We start from the raw sequence: 23,407 nt of genomic DNA, 5'->3' as shown, positions 1-23,407 counted from the left end.
AACAAATTTATCTTCATATCTGCTTGTTTTATTTTTAATTTTGTTTGTTGGAGGATTTTTTGCATTTGGTGGCTTTAGTAATTCTTTTGATAAATTTGGAAATTTAGTTACTGGAAATACTGTTTCTTCAGTTAAAACAGGAACAACAACTTTACTAGGGAAAGACACTTATATCTCAAATGGTACGGGTGGTGGGGGAGAGCAACATTCTGAAAGAAATTTTGGTGGTGTTACTAGTTCGACGGTTGGATTAGGTTGCCCCGGGGGTGGTTGTATTGTCAAATATGGTTTATTTTATTTTAATCTTTCTACAATTTCTCCAGCCGTAATAGTTAGAGATAATGCAGATACAAATCTTTCTTTATATTGTGAATTAGATGGGACAACAGCAGAAGCAATTAATTTTACTATGCATCCAATTATTGGACATTGGGAAGAAGGGGGTGGAGTAGGCCCTGATGGAGAGCTTAATAGTGACATAATAAATGGAACTACTTGGATGGAAAGATATTTTGGGGATAATATAGATAATTTAACTGCAGAAAATGATCCTGCTGATTGGAATGTTAATGGAACTGGAATTGATGGAATATTAAATGATACTTTAGCTGTTTCAGATCATTTAGTGACTAGTTCACCTGTATGGTTTACATTTAATAGTTCAATATTGGCAAGTTATATCCAAGGATGGATAAATGGAAGTTATGAAAATAATGGTGTAATAATAGAGTTAACAGATACTTTAGATAGGGTTGATTCAGCTACAGATTTGTTTTGCGCTTTTACAACTATGGAAGGAACAGAAGCAAATTGGCCCATGATTAATATAGATTATGCATCATTTCCCAATTGGAATGAAACTTCACAAAATTCAACAAACATTCCGCAATATGGACAAATCTTAAATTTTAATATAACTGTTTTTGATGATATTAATTTGAGTAGTTTATGGCTTGCAACTAATGATACTGGTGAATGGATTAATCAAACACCTATAGATATTTCTAATACAATGAATGAGTCTAATTACGAATATACTCTAATTAATACAACTGGTGGAATGAGTATTGGGTGGGCATTTTATTTTAATGATAGTGAAGGTGATGAAAATGTTACAGATATACAAAATTTGAATATTAATGAAGATAGTGATTTAGATAATGTTTTAGAAAATATAGACCGTTGTTTAAATACTCCATCTGATTGGAAATCAAATATTACTGCAGAAGGATGTGCACAAGGCCCAGGTTCTAATGATACTTATATGCATTCTTTAAATGAAACAGAAGATAAAGATGTAGAAATAGCAAGTGATTCAACAGGTGTAGGAAATTCAGTTAAAAATTATGGTGAAAATGCTCTAATTACTGCTGCAGATGATAGAAATGGTTTGTTTGAATTTAATCTGTCTTTTTTACCTATTAATGCAAATCTTACTTATGCGAACTTTACTTTATATAATCAAGCTACAAATGCACAAAATGTTATTGTTTATATTCTTGGGGCTTCTTGGTTAGAAGGAACAGGAGATGCAAATACAAATATTAATGAAATAAATGGAACAACTTGGGTTGAAAGATATTTTAGTGATAATATTGATAATCTTACTGCTGAGAATGATGATTCAGATTGGTTTGTAAATGGAAGTGATGCAAATCTTACAATTTCATTAGAATTCCCAAGTGCAATTTTAGGAACTAATTTTTTCACATTAGACATAACACATTTAGTACAAGGATTTGTTAATGAAAGTTATCCTAATTATGGTTTGATGATTAATGCTACAAATGGTGCAGCAATATTTGTGTCTGGTGAAAATACTAATCCCTCTACAGATGGAAATTCAACAACTTGGCCAAATATTACTATTGAATATACTATTCCTGGTATTTCTGCTGATATTACCGCGCCAGTACTTTCCGTAATTGCAAATTCATCAATAACTTCAAGTGGTGCAACAATAACTTGGACTACAGATGAAGATTCAAATTCAACAGTTTATTATGGAACTACGGTAAATACAGAAACTGAAACTGGAAGTGCTACTTTAGAAACATCACATAGTGTTGCATTATCTAGTTTGAGTGCAAGTACAGTTTATTATTATAATGTTTCAAGTTGTGATTCAAGTGCAAATTGTAATATTTCTGAACAAGAGAATTTTACAACTTCTGCAGCAGCCAGTCAAGATAATCCATCTAGTGGTGGAAGTTCTGGTGGTGGAGGCGGTGGAAGTTCAACACCTGCAGCTACAACTACAACAACAGTGGCTACATCCGAGATAGTAAAACAAACATTACCTAAATTAGAATTAATAGAAACCGAACAAGGACAAATTTTAGATTATGAAGGTGGAAGACAGATAATCAAATTAAGTAATTCAGTTGATCATATCTTTGTAATTGATAAAGTTTCTGATGAAGAGGCTTCGTTTACTTTGTATTCAGAACCAATTAGTTTTACTTTGAAGAATGAAGAATCAAAAGAAATAGATATTAATAGTGATAAAATTGCAGATGTTAAATTTTTATTAGTTGAAATACTTAGTGGGGGTAAAGTAAATGTTCAAATTACTAAACTTTCAGGTGCAGTAAAATTAGCTGCTGAAGAAGAGGGAAGAGCATTTTCTGAATCTGAAGAAGTTCAACGACATATTGAAACACCGAGAAAGAAAGTTGATTATCTATATATTGTTATGCTAGGTGGTGCAATTGTTTTGGGTTTTTATATTTTAGTTATTGCAGTTAGATTATTAAAAAAGAAAAAGAAAGGCACTAAATCTGTGCAACTTAAAGATAAGAAAACAGAAGAAGAAGAAAAGAAAAATCAAGAAGAAGAAAAGAAAAATTTAGAAATTCAGAAGAAAAAAGAAGAAACAAAAGCCAAGTTAGAATTATTCTTTATAAAAAATAAAGAAAGAAAACAATTGGATAGTATAAAAGAAAGTATAAAACAAAATTTAGATAGAGGATTTTTGTTAGAAGATATTAAAAAACAATTGGTTGATGCAGGATATAGCGAGAGTTATATTAATCAAGCAGTAAAAGAATTGACTGAAGAAGCGGTTTCGAAATTATAATTTTTATAGCAATATTTATAAATTCTTACATTTTATTTATAAATTATGAAAAAGAGAGGTGTAAGTTCTAAGTTAAAAATAGAAAAGAGTGTAGCTCATTCAAGGCATTTGTCAAGAATTAGAATTTTGGTTTTAATTTTGGTTTTAATAATACTCCTCTTTTTAGTTTTGACTTATGTAGGAAGGTAGTTAAAATGAATAGATTACATAATAAAGAATTTATAGAAAAGGATATTGGCTTGAAGTTAACTGTAGTTATGCTAATTGCTTTGTTTGTTTTGGCAGGAATAGATTTTATTGTTAAATCTGCTGAAAGTGGAGTAAATGGAGCTTTTGTTGTTAAAGAGAAAGTAAATCCTGCAGAAAAAAAAGTTTATTCAGATAAAGTTAATTCAGATCATAACTTAGATTATTTATCCTTTGAAATAGAAGTTGTTGATTCTTAATTTGTAATATTAATTATTATAGAAAAGTTTAAATATATCCTTATTTATCAGTAGAATATGAAAAAGAGGGTAAAATCTAGTTCATCTAAATCAAGTTCTAAAGTTGAGCAGTTAAATAAATTTCATAAAACAAATATTAAATATGGTTTTATTTTAATTATTGTGGTTCTTTTGTGTATTTTAGGTACAACAATTGTTTTAGTTGGTTTAGAAGAAAGAGGATATTTTGATAAAAAATTAGATTTTATTGAAAATCCTGAATCTGCAAAAGTAAGTTTATATGTTGTAGAACCTACCAATAAATTAAATGAGCAATCTGATAAGGGTGTTGAAGATGGAGCATAAAGATTGGATAACTTTAATTGTTTTAGTAGGTATTATTTCTATATTTGCGACTATATTCACTTTTTTTGGTTTTCAATCTGGTTTAGATAAAATAACTGGGCATGCTACTGGTGTAACTAATGTTACTGTTTATACAACAACTTCATTAACTATGATTTTAGATAATGTTTATCTTGGAAATTTAACTATTGGAGATACAAATGGTAGTGATACTAATCAACAAGGAGATGGTTTTCAGATACAAAATGATGGTAATGTTTTGTTAAATATTTCAATGTCTGCGACTAGTTTATTTACTGCAACACCGAATCCTACTTCAAATTATATATTTATTGTATCTGATGCAGGTGAAGGGGGAATAAATACAACTACTTGGGGGGAGGAAACAATAAACACTACTTATACTAATATGCCTTCAGCAGAAACGTTGATAATTACTTATTTAAATGAGACAGATGCTAGTGATTTGGCAGAAATTGATGTGAATATAACTATTCCTACTTCAGAAACTGCGGGTTTGAAAACTTCAACTGTTACATTTACTGCTGTCGATGCTGTATCAGCTTAATTTTAAGAGATTTGGATTTAAAATGAAATTTAAAAATTATTTCGGATTCTTGTTTTTTTTGGTTTTATTTAGTTTAATTTTAACATTTAATGTTTCTGCTTTAGGAATTACGCCTAGTAAAGAGGTTATTATTTTTAGTTCTGGTTTGGAAGGAACTTATAGTTATATGGTTCAAAATACGGGTAAAAATAAGGTTGCAGTAGATCTTTATATAAGAGGAGACTTAAAAGATTATTTTGAATTAAGTGAAAAAAGTTTAATTTTAAATTCTGGTGAGAAAAAGACTTTTTCTATGAAAATGAAACTTCCTCAAACTATTGAAAAACCGGGTTTACATCAACAAAGAATAGGCGCTTTAGAATCTATGTCTAATATGGATGTTGAAGGTGGAGTCGGAGTTGGTTCTAGAGTGGGTGTAGAGAGTATTTTTGATGTTAGGGTGCCTTTCCCTGGAAAATATGCCGAATTAAAAATTAAAACAGTAGATGTTGCTTTGGGAGAACCAGTTAAGTTTTATGTTACAGCTCTTAATTACGGTTTAGACAAATTAAATGAAGTAACTATAAAAATAAATATTTATAATTCTGAAAATAAAAAAGTTCAAGAGTTGACTTCTGAAAAATTTAGTTTAGAACAAAGTGGAAGTAAGGAAGTTTTATTACAATTAGATACTAAAGATATTAATGCAGGTATTTATACTGCAAAAGTTGCTGTTGAATATGATGGTGGTGGAAAAGTAGAGGATAGTATAGGATTTAAAGTTGGTGAATTAGTTGCTAAAGTAAAAAAAGTAAATTATGAAAAAATTACTAAAGATTCTGTTGCTAAATTAAATATAGAACTCGAAAGTCAATGGAATTCAAAAATTGAGAATGCTTATTTACAATTAGATGTATATTCTGGTTCTGGGGAAAAAATTGGAACACAAAAAAGTGAATCTTTTATATTAAATCCATGGACTACAACTACAATAAATATGCTTTGGGATACTTCAGGTGTCGCTCCTGGGACTTATGATGCAAAGTTAATCTTAAATTATGCTGGAAAGGCTTCAGAATATCCTTTTAAGATTAAAATAGGTTCTGGAAGCACAATTATATGGATAATTGCTGGTTTAGCAGTAGCTGTATTGTTATATTTTATATTAAGAAAGAAAAAAGAACGATGAAACCTAAGTTTACTCATTTGTTTAAGCTGAATAAAATAAATTTATTTTTATTAATTATTTTAATTTTTCTTCTTGTTTGTTTAATATTTAATTTATTTATAGTTCAAGATATAATCGTTTTATCTTATTCTGCACGAGCAGATGATACCTTGGGTTTCAATTTAACTAATTTAGACTTGAATTTTGGTAGAGTTTATCCTGGCGGAATTGCGATAAAAACTATAGTTCTTGATTCCAAGGAAAAAAGTTATGTAAAAATAATTTCAAGTGGTTTAGGAAGTGAGAATTTAGTTTATTCTAATAACAATTTTGTGTTCCAAGGAGAAAGAGAAGTCAATATAACTTATGTAATGCCTCCTAATACTAAAATTGGCGAAGATTATAATGGAAATGTAAAATTCGTCTTTTTTAGAACTTTGTTTTAATAGTAAATGATAAGAACATAAACTTTTTAAATAAGACTAATTTAGGTTAATTATGTCTAATTTAAAAGACTTAGAAAGGAAGGGACAAATAAAAGATTATAATGCTATTGAATTAGAATCAAATGTATTAGATTTTTGGGGTAAATCCAAAATATACGAAAATCTAAAGGTTAGAAATCAGAAAGGCAAAAAATTCTTTTTTATACAGGGTCCGCCTTATACCTCTGGAAGATTACATTGTGGGCATGCGTGGAATAATTCTTTGAAAGATATGATTTTAAGATATAAGCGAATGAATAAGTTCAATGTTTTTGATAGGGCTGCTTATGATATGCATGGTTTGCCAACTGAAAGAAAAGTAATGGAACTTTATAAATTAAATTGGAAAGAAGATATTGAGAAATTTGGTGTTGAGAAATTTACTAAGGAATGTTTAAAATGGAGTGTTGAGAAAGCAGAGTTGATGAGTAATGATTTATGGAAGTTAGGTATTTGGATGGATTTTAAAAATCCTGCATATCCTATTTCTAATGAATATATTAATGGTGAATGGTTTTTAATAAAAAAGGCATATGCATCTAAAAGATTGTATGAAGGTTTAAGAACATTAAGTTGGTGTCCTGTTTGTCAGACTGCACTTGCAAAACATGAGTGTGATTATAAACTTGTAAGTGAACCTTCTGTATTTGTTAAATTTCCTGTTAAAGGCAAAGAAAATGAATTTTTAATTGTTTGGACAACTACTCCATGGACAATTGCTTATAATTTGGCTATTATGGTTAATCCTGAATTAGAATATATAGAAGCACAAGTTAATGATGAAATTTGGATAGTTGCAAAAGGATTGGCTGCACCTATAATTCAAGCTGTTGCTGATAAAAGTTTTAAAATAATTGAAGAGTTTAAAGGTGAAGAGTTAAATGGTTTAGAATATGCGCATCCTTGGCAAGATAAAATAAAAGAATTTAAAATTTTAAAAGAAAAACATTCAAGAGTTCATACAGTTATTTTATCAGAAGAATATGTTGATTTGAGTGCAGGTTCTGGTTTAGTACATTGTGCACCCGGTTGTGGTCCTGAAGATTATGAAGTTGGATATAAAAATGATATTCCTCCATTTAATAATTTGTTAGAAAATGGTTTGTTTCCAAAAGAGATGGGTGTGTTTGCTGGATTAAGAGCTAAAAAAGATGATTCTAAGTTTATAGAAGAGATGAAAAAAGATGGAATGTTAATTGCAATTACAAAAATAGAGCATGATTATCCACATTGTGAAAGATGTAGAAGCCCTGTTGTGTTTAGAGCTACAAAGCAGTGGTTTTTCAAAGTTGAAGATTTAAAATATAGAATGGTTAAAGCTAATGAATCTGTTGAATGGGTTCCTGATTCTGGAAAAAATGCTTTTAAATCTTGGTTAAATAATTTAAGAGATAATTCAATTACAAAACAAAGATATTGGGGTGCACCTGTTCCAATTTGGAAATGTTCTAAATGTAATTATTATGAAGTTATTGGTGGAGTAAAAGAATTAGAAAAAAGAGCAGGAAAGCTTCCTGAAAATTTACATAAACCTTGGATAGATCAAATTGAATTTGATTGTCCTAAGTGTAAATCTATGATGAAAAGAGTTCTAGATGTTTTGGATGTTTGGATTGATGCAGGAACTTTATCTTGGAATATTTTAGATTATCCTGGTAAAAAGAAATTGTTTGACGAATTGTACCCTGCTGATTTTATTTTAGAAGCTAAAGAACAGATAAGAGGATGGTTTAATCTATTGACTGTTAGTTCGTTTATAGCTTTTAATAAACCTAGTTTTAAGGCTTGTTATATGCATGGAATGCTTACTGATGTTGATGGTGTAAAGATGTCTAAATCTCTTGGAAATGTAATTTCACCTTATGAGATTGTGGATAAGTATGGTGCTGATGTTTTGAGATATTATATGTGCCAAACAACAGCTGGAGAAGATATTAAATTTAGTTGGGAAGAAGTTAAATTAAAACACAGAAATTTAATTGTATTATGGAATTTACACAAATTCTTAATTGATTATTCAAGATCTTCGGGTGTAAAATTAAAGTCTTATAAGATTATAAAGAAAAATCTAACTGAAGTTGAAAAATATATTTTATCTAGAAAAGAATCTACTGTGAAGAAAGTGACTGAGCTATATGAAAATTATAAATTGGATGAGACTATAGCACCTATTGAAGAGTTATTTTTAGAATTGTCTAGAACATATATACAATTAATTAGGGAAAAGAGTGTATTTGGGAGTGATGAAGAGAAAGAAGTTGTTTTATATACTTTATTTGAAGTTTTGTTAAAAGTAATAACTTTATTTTCAACAATATGTCCTTTTATTACAGAAGCAATTTATTTAAATTTGAAACAAGAATTTAAATTAAAAGAAGAAAGTATACATTATTTACATTGGCCAAAAACTGATGCAACTCAAATAAATCAAAAACTTGAAGAACAGTTCGACGAATTGAAAAGAATTATACAATCTGTGTTGTTTGCAAGAGAAAAGGCTCAATTGGGGGTTAGATGGTCGATTTTAGAGGTTTTAGTTATTAGTTCTGAATCTAAGGTTAGAACTGCAGTTGATGGATTAAAAGAGCTATTAAAAGTTCAAACTAATGTTAAGAGAATTATAATTAGAGATAAATTTGATAGAGTTGAAGAAGAAGCTAAAATTAACGCAAGTGTGATTGGAAAAACTTTTGGAAGCGATAGTAAATTTATAATTGCAGAATTAAATAGTTATAATAAAGATAAAATCTTGGATTGCGCTAGACATGCTATTAAGTACGAGACTTTTAAATTAAAATTAAATAAAAAAGATTATTTGTTAAATAAAGAGTCTTTTATTTTTGAGAAAAAAGTTCCAGAAGAATATATTGAAAATGAGTTTAAAAATGGTTTTATTTATTTAAATAAAACAAGAAATGAAGAGCTAGATGCAGAAGGCTATTCAAGAGAGATTGCAAGAAAAGTTCAGTCTATGAGAAAGGATAAAGGTTTGATAAAGACAGATCGAATTGAACTTGAAATTAAACTAAGTCCTAAACTCAAGAAGATGATTAGTGATAGAAAAGATAATCTTAAAATGATTAAAGAAAAAGTTGGAGCTAAAGAGTTGTTAATAGTTGAGAATATAGGAATTAAATCTTCTAAAAAGTATAGTTATTCTGAAAGTGATAAAGTTAAATCAGAAAGTATAGAGATTTTATTTAATAAGATTTGAAAGCCTTATTGTTTTTTTATTTAATTGATTTTTAGCCTACCGAAGGTGGCTGGTGTTGATAAGAGTTCACCTTATATGGAAAACTATATAAAACCGGTTTATCTTTTAGGGATTATGGATTTAAGTAAGACAAAATTAACGCTTTTAGTGGCTTTATTTTCAGTTATAGCTACATTTACTATTTTTATGAATGCTCATTATTTAGGTTTAACAGGGCAGGCTACTGGTGTAACTAATGTTACCGTGTATACTACCTCTGCAATTTCAACGGTGTTAGATAACGTTTATTTAGGAAATTTAACTATTGGAGATTCAAATTCTACACAAAATGGAACTATTAATGATGGGTTTCAAGTTCAAAATGATGGTAATGTTCCATTAAACATTTCAATGTCTGCGACTAATCTGTTTAGTTCAGCTGCAAATCCCTCTAGTTATTATTTATTTTTAGTTTCAGATGCAGGTAATGGCACAAATAATGAATCTGTTTGGATAGAGTCAGGAACGATTTTAGTTTGGACAAATGTGCCTGCTACAAACACTCAAATAATTGAAGCATTAAATGATAGTGAAGGTTGGGATATTGTAGAAGTTGATATAAATATAACTGTTCCTGTTTCAGAAACTGCAGGTTTGAAAGAATCAACGGTTACATTTACAGGGTCAAGTTGGGCTTGATATTAATTTATAATTAATTAGGAGTATAAAATGGAATTAAAGAGGTGGTTGATTTTAGGTTTTGTAGTATTATGGTTTTCTGTTTATGCTACTTGGAATTATCTTGATTCTCAAAATAGTAATCTAAACGAATTAGATAGAGTATCTGCTTTTAATTCTGGAAGAGTAAGTTTTTATGTATATACTGTTTGTGGGGATTCTATATGTAGCCCTGATGAGTGTAATAGTTTATGTTTATTAGATTGTAGTTTAAGTAATTGTTGTGGTGATGGTACTTGTCAAGCAGGAATGGAGGAAAATGAAACTTCTTGTGTTGCAGACTGTTATGTTGCACCCATACCTAGTCCGAGTGGTGGAACTGGTGGTGGGGGCGGAGGAGGAATAAAAACAATTTATGATTTTTCTATAAATCCATATATTATACAATTTGAATTAGTTCAAAGTGGTTTGGAAACAAAAATAGTTCTTGTCAAAAACTTAGGAAATATGGCTTTAAATATCAATTTAGATGATGCGGAATTTTCTAGATTTTTGTTATTAAGTGAAAAGCAGTTTTACTTACAACCTGGACAAGAAAAAGTTATTACTTTAGATTTTGCGTCTAGAGAATATGAAATTCCAGATTTGTATATGGGCAAAATTTATTTTAATGCAAATGGAGTTTCTAAAACTTTAAGAGTTATTTTAGAATTAAAATCTAAAAAAGCATTATTTGATTTAAATTTAAATTTAGATGAAAAATATAGGTATTTGTTTGCAGGAAATCCTATATTGGGGAATATAATTATAAAAAATCTCGGAAGTTTAAAACCTGTTGATATTAATTTAGAATACGCAATAAAAGATTTTGATGGCGATATTTACGAAAAACATGAAGAGACTTTAGCAGTTAATAATGAATTGATTATTAGAAGAGAATTAAGTACATTTTCTTTAAAGCCAGGAGATTATGTTTATTACACTAAAATAACTTACTTAGACTCGTCAGGTGAAGAACAAAAAGCAGTCTCAAGCCAATTGTTTACCATTTTAGACAAAAAAGCACAAATTCCTGGAGTAGTATGTGGAGATAAAAAATGTAGTTACACAGAATGGTATTCTTGTCCTGCTGATTGCGGAAAAGTAAAGTTAAATATAGCGGCCTTATTATTTTTAGTTATTATTTTTACTGGAATAGATCATCTATTGTATAAAAAATTATATCGAAAAAAATCTAACTTAATTTTAATTATATTAATTCTAGAGATTTTGTTATTTGTTGCATTTGCATATCTTGCTTTATATAATAATTTATATGGTTTTGTGGGCTTGTTAATAATAATGAGTATTTTACAGATGGGAATTCAAAGAAAATTGTTTGAATCTGTTTTAAATTTGCATTCTAAACTTTTAAGAAGACTAAGATTTAGTAATCAAAATAATCGAAGAAGTAAAAGAACGGTAAGAATAACCAAAAGATGATTTAATAACTCTTTTTTACTTTTAAACTCTTAGGCTTACAACTTTAGACATTCCATTTTCAACCATTGAAACACCATAAATTTGTGTTGCTTCTGCAATCATCGCATCATTGTGCGAGATGATAATATACTGTGCTTTTTCAGAGTATTTTTTTACAAGTTTTGCAAGTTTTTCAGAGTTTCTTTTGTCTAATGCTGCGTCTACTTCATCAAATATATAGAATGAACAAGGTTCGTGTTCTTGTATTGAGAAGATAAATGCTAAAGCAGTTAAAGTTTTTTCTCCACCAGATAAGGATTTTATATCTAAGAATTTGTTTGAAGTAATTCTTACTTTTATGAATATTCCGCCTTCAAGAGGTTTTTCTTTATTTTCTAACTCCAAGTGTGCTATTCCTTTTGTTGTTAATTGCGAGAATATATTTTCAAAGTTTTTAGAAATTCCATGGAAGGTTTTCATAAATAAACTGGTTTTATTAGACTCTATTTCTTCCATCATAATCATTACATCTTCTTTTTCAGTCTTTAATTTTCCTACTTTTGAAACAACTTTGTTATATTCTTGTTCTATTTCATCATAAATTTCTAAAGCTCTCATATTTATATTCCCCAAATCTTTAAGCATTTTTTCAAATTTGTAGATTTCGTCTTTTAGGTCATTAAATTCTATACCCTTTCTTAATTGTGTTTCCTTGTATGATTCAAACTCTTTATATAAGCCTTCAAGTTCTGCAGTGACTTTTGCTTTATCTAATGAAATTCCATTTATTCTTGTTTCTACTTCTCTTATTTTATTTTGGAGATTGTTGATATTAATCTCTTGTTTTTGTATCTTTTCAGATAGATTATTTCTCAAAACAAATAATTTCTTGAAGTTGCTTCTAAAGCTTTTTTCAGCATTTTCTTTATCCTTTAATGATGAGCTTTGTTCTTTTAATCCTTTTTCGATAGTTTCCATTTCTAGTTTAAAGTCTTGTATTTCTTTATCATGTTGTTTGAGAATCTTTTCAATATTTATTAATTCTGGCTCTAGGATGGTTTTAATTTGAGAATCAAAGTTTTTCGCTTCAGCTGTATATTGTATTATATTTTCCCTTAGGGTTTTTCTTTCTTCTTCTAGGGAATTTAGATTGCTGACTACCTCGGGTTTTGTGGATTTTAATCTTAGATTTTCTTTTTCTTCTTTCTTTTTAATAACAATTTCTTTTATTTTTTGTATATTTTCTAATATTTTCTTAATTTCTTCATTAATATTATTTATTTCATTTTCATTTTGAGAAGTTTCTTTTATTAAATTTTCAATATCCTTTTCATTTCCGAGCATTTTTTCTATTTTTAATATTTTAGTTTCAAGTTCTATTTTTTCGGTTCTGAGTTTTTGAAGTGTTGTTTCAACTTCATTTCTTCTTCTTTGAAGTGTGGAAATTGAATTATTTAATGTGTTTATTTCGGTATCATATTCTGCAATTTTTGAGTCTGTTTCTTTTTCATTAAATTCAGCATAAGAGCCTTTTCTTCTAAATCCCCCAGTCATTACTCCACTTTGTTCTATTAAATCTCCGTCAAGAGTAACCATTCTTAAGTCTCCGATACCTATTTTCCTTGCAGAATTAACATCTTTAACCACTATTGTATTTGAAAAAATATATTCAAATGCTTTTTTAAATCTTGGTTCAAATTGCACTTTGTGTATTGCCAGCCCTAATCCTTGAGAAGATAATTTTGAATTTATTTGCGGTGATTTTATTTTATTTAAAGGTATAAAACTTGCAGTTCCCAATTTATTTTGTTTTAAATATTCTATACATTTTGAAGCAACAGCATCATCTTCAACAATAATAGAATTCATTTTTGGACCTGCTGCAATGCTTAATGCTTTTGAAAAATCTTTGTCAACTTTTCCAAGTTCAGAAACTAAGCCATAAATTCCATTAATGCTATGTTTTAAATTATTTATTTTTGTTAGAACCATATTTGAAGAAATTTGTTGTTTGAATGAAGCTTGTTGTGAATTTAATTGAGCATGTTTTTCTTGTAATGAAAATATTTTTGTTCTACAGCCAGACATTTGGGTCGCAATATAACTATCTTCATCTATTAGTTTGTTTAATTCTCTTGTTTTAATTTCAAAGTCTTTTCTTAGATCTTTTAACGATTTAATAGCTTCTTTATCTGATCCAAGCTCATTTATTTTCTTTTTAAAATCCTCTATTTTAAGTTCTAAAATGGCTTTTTTGCTTTCTAACTCTTGTTTTTTGGTTTGGATGTTTAGAATATCATTTTGTAGAGAATCTATTTCTTTGTCTATTTTTCCAATTTCTGTCTCCAGATTATTTGAAAAACCATGTTTTTTCTTAAAATTTTCTATTTCTTGAATAGTCTTTTTTTCTCCTTCTTTAAGCGATTCTACTGAATCAAGAAGTTTCTTTTTTTCTTGGTTTAAGAAATTTATTTTTTGTTTGGTTTCTTCTATATTTTTAAGAAGTTGCTTTTTTCTTTGTTCTATTCTTTTTATTTCATTATCTAAAGATTCAGAACGAGTAGTCATAGAAGCAGTTTTGGTTTTTATTTCTTCTATATCTTTTTGTATTTGTATTTGCTCTTTTTCACCTTTTTCTTCAATTGAAATATTTATCTGTTTTAATTCTTCTTTATTTTTTTGGAGTTCTTCATTAGCAGAATTTATTTTTGAGTTTACATCTTCAATATGTTTATTTTGTTCTTCTATTCTTTTTTTATGCTCTTGTTTTTTGTCTTCTTTTGAGCTTATTTGAATGTGCAAATAAGTTGCTTTGTTTCTTTTTATATTTTTTTCAAGTTCTTTATATTTTAATGCCTGGTCTCTGTCTTTTTTAAGCTCTTTTAAGTAGGTCTCACGCTCTGTAAGAATAATTTCGGCTTCTGATAGTTTCGCATCAACTTTTTGCAATTCTGAAATTGCTTTTTCTTTTTTTTCTTCATAAACTGAAATGCCTGCAATTTCTTCGATAACTTTTCTTCTTTCTTCTGCGGCCATTTCTGCCATGTGAACTATATCTCCTTGAAGCACAATATTGTGTCCATCAGGATTTATTTTTGCGTGTGCAAGAAGATCAAGAACTTGCTGTCTTGTAACTATATCCTCATTTATCATATATCTACTTTGACCATTTTCTTTTACTATTCTTGTTATTTTTACTTCATCTGAATTTACTGGAAAGACTTTTGAAGAGTTATCAAATGTGATAGCAACTTCTGCATATTTTGCAGGTTGTCCTTCTTTTCCACCATTATAAATCATATTTGCAGATTTTTCTGCACGCATGGATTTTGCAGATAGTCTTCCAAGGACAAAGCATAAACCATCTATAATATTACTTTTTCCTGATCCATTTGGTCCAATAACCGAATTAAAATCATTATTAAATAGAATTTCTATAGGTTTTGCAAAAGATTTGAAACCTTTAAATTTTATACTTTTAATTACAGTCACAATTCATACCTCTCTTTGTTTAAGCTTCTTTTTTTAGATTTATGCATAAATTACAATTTAAATTCGTAGAAGGGCATATTTAAATCTTTTGGCTTTATTTTGTAGTTTAAATGCCCCAATAAGCTTATCTTTAGAATTCACCAAGTCTTTTTTGGTTTTTAGCATCACTTGCTGTTTTAAATGATGCCCAACCTTGTCTAAAGATTTCTTTGTGTTTTTTATAGTGCTTTTCTAAGAATGATTTTGTTTTAGAATCAGTCATATAACCTGAGCCAAAGTCCCCATATAGTTCTTTTAATTCATCTATAATTCTGTCTCTTGTTACTTTTGCAAGTATAGAAGCTGCACCAACATGAACATAACTTAAATCTGCTTTGTGCTCTACTTTTAAATTCATTTTTGGATTTTCTAATTTTTCCCTTAAGTATAAAGTGTATGCTTCTATATTATTACTTGGACAGTCTATATGTGCTGTATCTGGATTTAATAAATTTAAAATTTCTGTTGATTTTATTGCTTCTAACCAATTCAGATTTAATTCTTCTGATGCTAGAGCTGCATCAATTTCTGCTGGTTGAATTACTATAATTTTATAATCTTTTACTATTTTTATGACTTCATCAAAGAGCTGAATTCTTTTTTTTGGTGTGAGAAGCTTAGAATCTTTTACTCCAATGGACTTTAATTTAGATAAATCAGATTCTTCTACTAATACTCCTGCCATAACCATGGGACCGATTACAGGACCACGACCCGCCCAATCAATCCCACATAAGAGTGTCATAATAAGAATTTATTATTTTAAGTATATAAGTTTATTTATTCACTATTTTTTAATTTACTTTTAAATTTGTATAGACTGTTTAAAATAAGAAGTAAAAGGGTTATAGGAAGTATAATTATTGCTAATTTTGAAGGAGTTTTACTTTTAATAGTTGTATCTGCAAATGTAACTGCACCTGTCAAAAGATTTTTAGAAATACTATTCTTTGAATATTCATCTAACATATCTGCAATGTTGTTATTTGTATTTTCTTGAGTTGATTCAGTCGATTCAATAGGTTTATCCTGTGTTATTTGAGAATCATCTAAAATTAATTTCGTTTCTTGAGGTAATGTGCTTGAGATTATATTTGAAGAGCTTGAGCTGGATGAGGGGCTTGAAGATGAACTAGAAGGAGGTTGGCTATTTGAATTTTCATTATTCGAACCTTCAACATATTCATTTATTGTTATTTTTATTGGCCTACTATAAGTAATTCCTTCTGAATCATAACCTTTGAATTGGATGTAATTTGTACTACTTTGATTATCTTTTGAGATTATTGTTACAACTTCATTATTTATGGTGATATTTATATTTTTGAAATAGTCCGAGTTTTCTGGTGTGAAGTAAATTTCTTGTTCTGAATATACTCTATTACTAATTAATAATCTTTTTATAACTCCATCTGCAATGTAATCACTTATGCCTAGGGTTGCATTATAATAATAGCCTGTTGAATTGTCATAATTTCCTAATTTAATTTGATTTCCAGTATATTTTGGTAGAGTAGTTGTTTTGTTGATTAATTGTTGATTGTCTAAATATAATTGAACTAAACCTGTTTCTGAATTCCAAGTTGCAGCTATTTTGTATTCATTTGAAGAGTTCCAGTCTGTTTTTGAAGAACATAATCGTGTTCCAAATCCACTAGAGTCTGCATCTCCGCCTGATTGATAGGTGTTGTTAAATATATGGAAGCATAAATCTCCTGACTTTTGGACATTGATTATATAGGGATTTTCATTTAAAGTTGAAGTTGTTAATAAATAAGCTAGATTGTTTGGAATATTATTAAAATTCGGTTGGTAAGTTATTAATATTGTTCCTTGGCTGATATTAAAATTATTGTTTAAATCATACTTAATTGTTGCAGTATTTGTGAAATTAATCCCTTTTTCTAAAAGAGTTGACTCTATATTTTCTGGTGTTTCATAGTCTTCACAGATTGTTGAATTTTCAAAGTGGCAGTCTAATAAATCGGAAGGATCTTTAACTTTATAATAAGTAATATTATTAAAATATTCTGAGATATTTAGAGTTAAAGTATTATTTGCTAAGAATTCTTGATCTGAGATGATAACATATTTCATTTCTGAAATGCCTGAGTGTTTTAAACCCGAAATTTCATATTTTGCACCTAGATTAGTACATTTGTAACCATTTGATTCAATGTTATTACAGGTTAATAAAGTTTCATTTTCTCCATTACATTCGAGTGTGGCTTCTTGAAGACCTGCAAATGCTAAATTTGTAAATTCTTGATCTAAAATACAAACAGTATTAATATTATCATTTAAATTATCCATATAAACGGTTTTAGTTTGTCCTTCTGGAAGTTCAATTCCTGTAATAATTAAAGAACCTGATTCACTTGTGTTTTCTTGTTTAATTATTTTTATTTCTGATAAGTCTAATTTATTTTCTGAGAAATCAAATGTGAAGTTTATTATTGGTTTTTGTTCTTCAGTTGATTCTTCTGTTTCATAAAAAGTAATTGTTGCGTTTGAAGTTAGAGTTTGTTGTAAATCCTCAGAATTATCTATTTGTATTGTTAGATTGTTAATATTATTATTTTGATTGTTTGTTTCTAATACTGTTAGATTTCCATTAATACTATCTATAGTGTCATTAACATCATCATTATCATCATCCCAGTCTATATAGTCTGGGTAGCCATCTGAATCTATATCTTTTGTATTTGTGAATGAATGTAAAATGTAAATTTTTGCATCATCGCTTCCAAAGTATAATGAATTATTATAAATTGCAGGGGTTGAATCAATACCATTTAATCCACCAGTTGAATAGTTCCATAATAAAGAACCCTCTAAATTGAATGCATAAATTTGATTAGTCATATATCCAGAACCAAAATAAAGTAAATTATTCGAGGTTATCATTGGTGTAGACCAAATAAAATCTGTGAATGGATTTGACTTCCAAGCTAATGAGTTATTGTTTAAGTCAAAGGCCCATAAATAAGCTTCTGCAAGACCTTCATCCCAATTAAAATCTAAACTGGTTATATAAGCACGATTATTATAAATTAAAAAATTATTTTTTTCGCTCATTTGAGTATAAGGTGTTAGATTATACTGCCAAAGTTCTTCTCCTGTTTGTGTGTTATATTGCACAATAAAGGAAGGTGTTGATTCTGTATTTGTTGTTTTTATTGGAATAAATATTGAATTATTATAATAAATAATCGAATTATACCATGGACCACTTTGAAGATTTGTTCTTGTTATTTCTTTTTGCCAATTTATTTCTGAAAGATTTGATAAATTACAAGAGAGGACTATCCCTGATTCTGAGTATCCTAAACTTGCTGCAAATAATTCATTTTCTGAGAGAGCAGGATTTCCGAGGAATTGAGGTACATGCGATGGGTAAGGAAACTCTAATTCTGATATTTTAGAAAGTTCAGTTAAATTAAATGCAAAAACTTTTGTATTTGAACTAATGTAAATAATATCTTCTTTAATTTTTGGAGATTGATAACTAAAATCAATACTTTCTTCTGTGTAATTTAATAATAATTCTCCTGTAAATCTATTTCTACAATAGAAACTTGAACAATCTCCATAACATATTTTATTTTCATAAATTGCAGGTGTAGAGTAAGCTAAGGTACAAGCATGAGAAAATGAAGTTTTAGAATTATCGGTTAAATTAATAATATACAAATTTGCGTTTGAACTGATATATAAAATTCCATCATTTATAAGTGGTTGAGAGTCTATAGATTCTCCAGAGTTTATATCTATAGTTTCTATAATTCCTATATTTTTTAGATAGTTTAAATCTTGTACTTTTGAGTAATCTGGGCCAATATCTGTTATATTTGTGACACCTTCAGAGGTTTGAAGATACATTTGCCAGTCTATTCCAAGAATTAATGGTAGAATTATTATTAATACGAATGCAAGTAATATAATTTTAGATATTTTACTCATTATTTGTTTTAAAAGTAAGGCTTTTATTTATTCTTTACGGTTTTTGAAGATATAAGTTTGGAAAATAAAGGCAAAATTATATAAAAGACTTCTTACACTACATTTGATTATGCAGGCTTTTGTTAGAAAGAGGGTTTTTAATGGTCTATAAGAGGTATATATATCAGAATGGAAAGAAGATAGGCCCTTATTATTATAAGAGTGTGCGTGGGGAAGATGGTAAAGTTAGAAGTATTTATGTTGGTTCGAAGTTAAACTCTTCTGATAAAAAAGAAGGAATTACACTACATAAAACTTTTGAGATTTCTGTTGTGGTTTTTGCTTTGATTGCACTGGGCTTTGTTTTAGGTTTTTTTTATGTTTCAAATATAACTGGAATGGGGGTTATTCAATATTCTTTAGATCAGTTTAATTATAATTCTGGTGGATTAATTTTAGGTAATATTAATCTTAATTTGAATGAAGAAGATTTAATACCTCCTTCGTCAAAAATTGTTGTGTATTTAGATGGAGTAGAATATTCTTTAGAGTTACAAGAATTTATTTTAGAGTCTGGTGGAGAATTTAATTTAATTGAAGGAAATTATACTGTTGGTGAAGGTTTTGGAACAGGATATACAGGAAATTATAATTATAGTGTTGGTTTTAATGCATTTGATTTATATGCTCCAAATAAAACTGGAGATTATAATTTCACAATTTATTTACAATATGCAGAAACAAATTATATGTTGACTTCTGGAATTTTAAATGTGGTAGATGTTGATTTTACAAGAGAACCTGATTGTCATAAATGTGGGCAGCATAAAGCTCCACCTGCTGCAGATGTTTTGATGAAAGTTGGAACAAGTTTAAATGGAACTTTAAGAGATTATTATCCTAATTCTTGGACAATGGTTGATACCAAGGGGGGAAATCTTGGAGAATATAATTCTGAATATAATTTTATAGAATTTTTAAATTCAAATTATGTAGAATATATTATTAACTCTCCCCAATTAACTACACCTCCAACAGATTATGAATTTTATACTACTTTAAATGATAAACAAAGTGATTATTGGACAATTAAAGTTTCAGATGCTTCTACAATCATTGACGATAGTATAACTTGTGTTGCAACTACCTTGGCTTCTGGACAAACAACAACTTGTACTGGACAGTATGATAACAGTGGAAACGCTGCAGGTGATTATGTGTTGTGGTTAACTGATGATGCAACTCAAATAACTAATACATGTGGAAGTAATAATCTGTATATTACCGCAACAGATTATTCTGGATGTGCTGCTTGTGATAGTTCAGATGGATATCGAATTACTGCAAATACATGGGATAAGGCTCAAGATAATCAAGTTATAATCTGGACTGTGGGTTGGTGTTCTGCAGATGCTACTAATACCATAACTACTGCAGGTTCTGGTGGTGCAGTTACATTTGATGCAACAGATACTATACAAACTTTAGCTCCATTGGATTATCCTATTGTTGATTTAGTTGGTCCTCCAAATGGAAATATTTCTTCAACTAGTTATATTGACTTTTTATTTAGTTCTAGTGATGTTTCTGATGGTATTTCAAACTGTAGTTTAATGATTGATAACAAATTTGTTTTACATAATTATCAGATTAATGGAGGTACTGCAAATATAAGTTATGGTGGGTTTAGAGAAGGACAAACTTATGAGTGGAATATTACTTGTGCAGATAAAGGTGTTGCTGTTGTTGAAAATACTTCAGAGTCAAGAACATTTACAGTTAATCTTGGAAGTTCTTCTTTGAATGCATGGGGTAGTATTACAGATCCTGCATTATTAGACGTTCATAATTCTATTGTTTTTTATGCTAATTATACTTCAAGTGATAGTATTAATATTTCAAAAAGAGGTTATAATGATATAATTGTTTTTCCAATTAATGAACCTCTTCTTGCAGGTTTAATTGGCTCAACAGCGGTGATGGGTAATTATCTTAATATTAGTTCCGGAATATATGGTGATGAGGTTGAATCGATTTATAACTATGATAAATCTATTTTTAATGTTGATTTAGATAACGATGGAGAAACTGATGATTTTTGGGCATGGTTTGATACAGATAATTCAGGATTTAACAATCTTTACGCTTTTAATGAACGATTTGAACAATTAGCAAGCATATCGGTAACTCCTGTGGGGCAAGGAGATAGGGGTAGAATGGTTTATGGTGATTTTAATAATGACACCTATGCAGATGAAATTGCAGTGATGTTTAATGCTGCATCTGAAACTGCAAATATAAGCGTGTATAATCTAAGTGGGGTTATTGATAGTTATCAATTTTCAGATTATAGAGTTATAGGTATTTCTAAAGGAGATTTTAATAACGATGCTATAGAAGATATAGTTTATGTTGGAATAGAAAATAGTGCAAGTAATAATGATCTTAAATTTATTCCTTTAACTTTGGTAAATTATGTGTTAACACCTATTTGGACATATACTTCTTCAGCTCTTGGAGGTAATCATATAGCTGTGAATAATGATTTAGTTAAAGTTGTAGATTTAAATAATGATGGTTTTGATGATATAATTGCAAGTAATTCTAAAAATTATTTAGTTGCAGTAAATAATAGTGGTAGTTTATTATGGGCTGTTAATATAATAGAAGAAATTGGTCCTAATAATGCCAATCCTGTTTCAGATATAATAATTGGAGACTTTGATAATGATGGTGTAGAAGATGATGTGGGTGTAGGAACTTTTGATGCTACACCTGATTTAATTTATTTTTTTAATGAAACTGGAGATATAATTAAAAGTTATTCTAATGCTGATTTTGATAATCCTTATTATTTGGCAAGTGCAGATTTGGATAATGATGGAATAATTAATGAAATTGTAGTTTCTGATCATAATGCCCCTTATGAATCTTTTATTATTGATAAAAATGGAAATGTTGTTTATGAAACTTCATGGGATGGAAGAAGTTCTTGGTGGCAAGTTGCAGATATGGATTATGATGGGTGGGTAGATGATATTATTGGAACTTATATGAGTTTTTATGATGGGGGGGATCAAGCTTATATAACTTCTATGGATTTATATAATAATACTAATTTTAATTTTACTCAACGTACCTTTCTATCCGGGATTTTTTATTCAGTTGAATTAGATAAAGATTATCAAGGATGTAATATTTGGTTTAATGATAGAAAAACCTCTGTTGTTATGGATTATAATGCTAGTGATGGATTATATTATTATACTACAAAAGGTTTTTTCCCAAATTCTTTGGTAACTTATAATATTACTTGTATTGCAAATGAATATGACTTAAATACAATCCAACAAACAATAACCGCTGCACCTGCAAATAATAATCCAACACTTTCAAATTTAGATCTAAATTCAACTATTGCAGCGCAGACAAATTATACTGATGAAGATTTAAGTTGTAATTTTGTTCCTGCTGATTCAGATGGTGCAGATACAATAACTTGTTCAGTTGAATGGTTAAAAAATAATATAACTCAATTTACTTTTTCAGGAGAAGCTTGTACAAAAGATGCAATGACAACTTTTATTTTAGAAAGTGAAAATACAACTAAGAACGAATTATGGGGCTGTCAAGTTTTAGTAACTGATAGTCAAGCTGGAACTTCAGGATGGTTTAATTCAACACAATTACAAATAGTAAATAGATTACCAAATCAGGTTTTGTTAGATATTCCTGATAATTTAAGCATATTAGGGGATAGATATCTTGATTTTAAATGGGCAAATGCAACAGATCCAGATGAAGATCCTTTAACTTATCAAATACAAGTTGATGATGACATAGAGTTTGGAAGTCCTAATATTAATGTTTCCACAATTGCTGAAACTACAAATTCTTCTAATTATACTTCAACAACTGAATTAGGTATAGATAAAAATTATTATTGGCATGTAAGAGCAAATGACAATGGGACTGGATGGGGTGATTGGAGCGAAATAAGAATGTTCAATTTGAGTTCTATGACTGAGATAACCATGGTTGTTGATTATATTTATTTTGGAAATATGACTGTTGGAGATTCGAATAATACTTTAGATAATTTGCCTCAGCCTTTTGAATATCAAAATGATGGTAATGTGAAATTAAACATTACTTTATATGCTGATAGTTTGTATGTTAAACAACCCAATCCAACAAATAATTATCAGTTTATGGTGTCTGAAGCTGATGAAGGTGTTAGTTATGGAATTGCTTCATTAACAAATTGGAATAATATACCTCTTATTTCTTTATTAGCTATTGATAATTTGGACTATGTTAATTCTAGTGATGAAGCTGCTTTAGAGGTGAATATTACTATACCTCAAGATGAAGATCCTGGCAAAAAGACTTCTGTGATGACGTTTATAGCCGTTATTGGAGAATAGCTTTTTAATTATTAACAAATGAGCTTAAAATGTTTAATTTTGTTAATTGTTAAATAGAGAGACATTTGATTTAAGCAATTATAATTATTTGGCTGATGCGGTGAA

At 28.7% G+C, this 23,407-nt stretch carries 14 protein-coding genes; 11 read left to right on the top strand and 3 right to left on the bottom strand.

What is annotated here, in order from left to right; translation table 11 throughout:
• The 10 genes from J4403_02955 to J4403_02910 all read left to right on the top strand — a co-directional run.
• The coding region (locus J4403_02955; protein MBS3167143.1) for a fibronectin type III domain-containing protein at positions 1–3,079 on the top strand (3,079 nt) is incomplete at its 5' end.
• Between the two features lie 45 nt (positions 3,080–3,124).
• Positions 3,125–3,268 carry a hypothetical protein gene (locus J4403_02950; GenBank protein MBS3167142.1) on the top strand — a complete coding sequence of 48 codons (144 nt, stop codon included), beginning with the start codon at positions 3,125–3,127 and terminating at the stop codon, positions 3,266–3,268.
• Positions 3,269–3,273: 5 nt separating this feature from the next.
• The gene (locus J4403_02945) at positions 3,274–3,525 is read left to right on the top strand and encodes a hypothetical protein (protein ID MBS3167141.1); all 252 of its coding nucleotides are present in this window, start codon (positions 3,274–3,276) and stop codon (positions 3,523–3,525) included.
• Positions 3,526–3,582: 57 nt separating this feature from the next.
• On the top strand, positions 3,583–3,870 hold the full coding sequence (locus J4403_02940) for a hypothetical protein (GenBank protein MBS3167140.1): 288 nt from the start codon (positions 3,583–3,585) through the stop codon (positions 3,868–3,870).
• Positions 3,860–4,438, top strand: coding sequence for a hypothetical protein (locus J4403_02935; GenBank protein ID MBS3167139.1), 579 nt, complete (start codon positions 3,860–3,862; stop codon positions 4,436–4,438). Before J4403_02940 ends, J4403_02935 begins: the two co-directional genes overlap by 11 nt.
• Positions 4,439–4,460: 22 nt before the next feature.
• Positions 4,461–5,606 (top strand): hypothetical protein, encoded by a 1,146-nt coding sequence (locus J4403_02930; GenBank protein ID MBS3167138.1) that lies wholly within the window; start codon positions 4,461–4,463, stop codon positions 5,604–5,606.
• A complete protein-coding gene (locus J4403_02925) occupies positions 5,603–6,031 on the top strand; it encodes a hypothetical protein (protein MBS3167137.1) in 429 nt (142 codons plus the stop codon). Before J4403_02930 ends, J4403_02925 begins: the two co-directional genes overlap by 4 nt.
• Before the next feature lie 52 nt (positions 6,032–6,083).
• Complete coding sequence (locus J4403_02920) at positions 6,084–9,284, top strand: isoleucine--tRNA ligase (GenBank protein MBS3167136.1); 3,201 nt, start codon at positions 6,084–6,086, stop codon at positions 9,282–9,284.
• A gap of 114 nt (positions 9,285–9,398) precedes the next feature.
• On the top strand, positions 9,399–9,962 hold the full coding sequence (locus J4403_02915; GenBank protein ID MBS3167135.1) for a hypothetical protein: 564 nt from the start codon (positions 9,399–9,401) through the stop codon (positions 9,960–9,962).
• A 30-nt stretch (positions 9,963–9,992) separates the two neighbouring features.
• Complete coding sequence (locus J4403_02910; protein MBS3167134.1) at positions 9,993–11,423, top strand: hypothetical protein; 1,431 nt, start codon at positions 9,993–9,995, stop codon at positions 11,421–11,423.
• Between the two features lie 21 nt (positions 11,424–11,444).
• On the opposite strand, the gene smc is transcribed toward J4403_02910, so the two are convergent.
• The 3 genes from smc to J4403_02895 form a co-directional block, all read right to left on the bottom strand.
• Complete coding sequence (gene smc / locus J4403_02905) at positions 11,445–14,894, bottom strand: chromosome segregation protein SMC (protein MBS3167133.1); 3,450 nt, start codon at positions 14,892–14,894, stop codon at positions 11,445–11,447.
• Positions 14,895–15,024: 130 nt separating this feature from the next.
• Positions 15,025–15,678, bottom strand: a complete 654-nt coding sequence (gene rnhB, locus J4403_02900; protein ID MBS3167132.1) for a ribonuclease HII — start codon at positions 15,676–15,678, stop codon at positions 15,025–15,027.
• Between the two features lie 35 nt (positions 15,679–15,713).
• Entirely contained in the window at positions 15,714–18,896 is a 3,183-nt protein-coding gene (locus J4403_02895; protein MBS3167131.1) for a PQQ-binding-like beta-propeller repeat protein, read from the bottom strand.
• A 140-nt stretch (positions 18,897–19,036) separates the two neighbouring features.
• Between J4403_02895 and J4403_02890 the strand changes: the two genes are divergently transcribed.
• The gene (locus J4403_02890; protein ID MBS3167130.1) at positions 19,037–23,302 is read left to right on the top strand and encodes a VCBS repeat-containing protein; all 4,266 of its coding nucleotides are present in this window, start codon (positions 19,037–19,039) and stop codon (positions 23,300–23,302) included.
• The last annotated feature ends 105 nt before the right edge of the window (positions 23,303–23,407 follow it).

Source organism: Candidatus Woesearchaeota archaeon, assembly GCA_018302225.1.
Classification (GTDB): Archaea; Nanobdellota; Nanobdellia; order SCGC-AAA011-G17; family JAGVZY01; genus JAGVZY01.
Note: the sequence above shows the minus strand (reverse complement) of the source record. Positions and strands in the feature narration are given on the sequence as shown.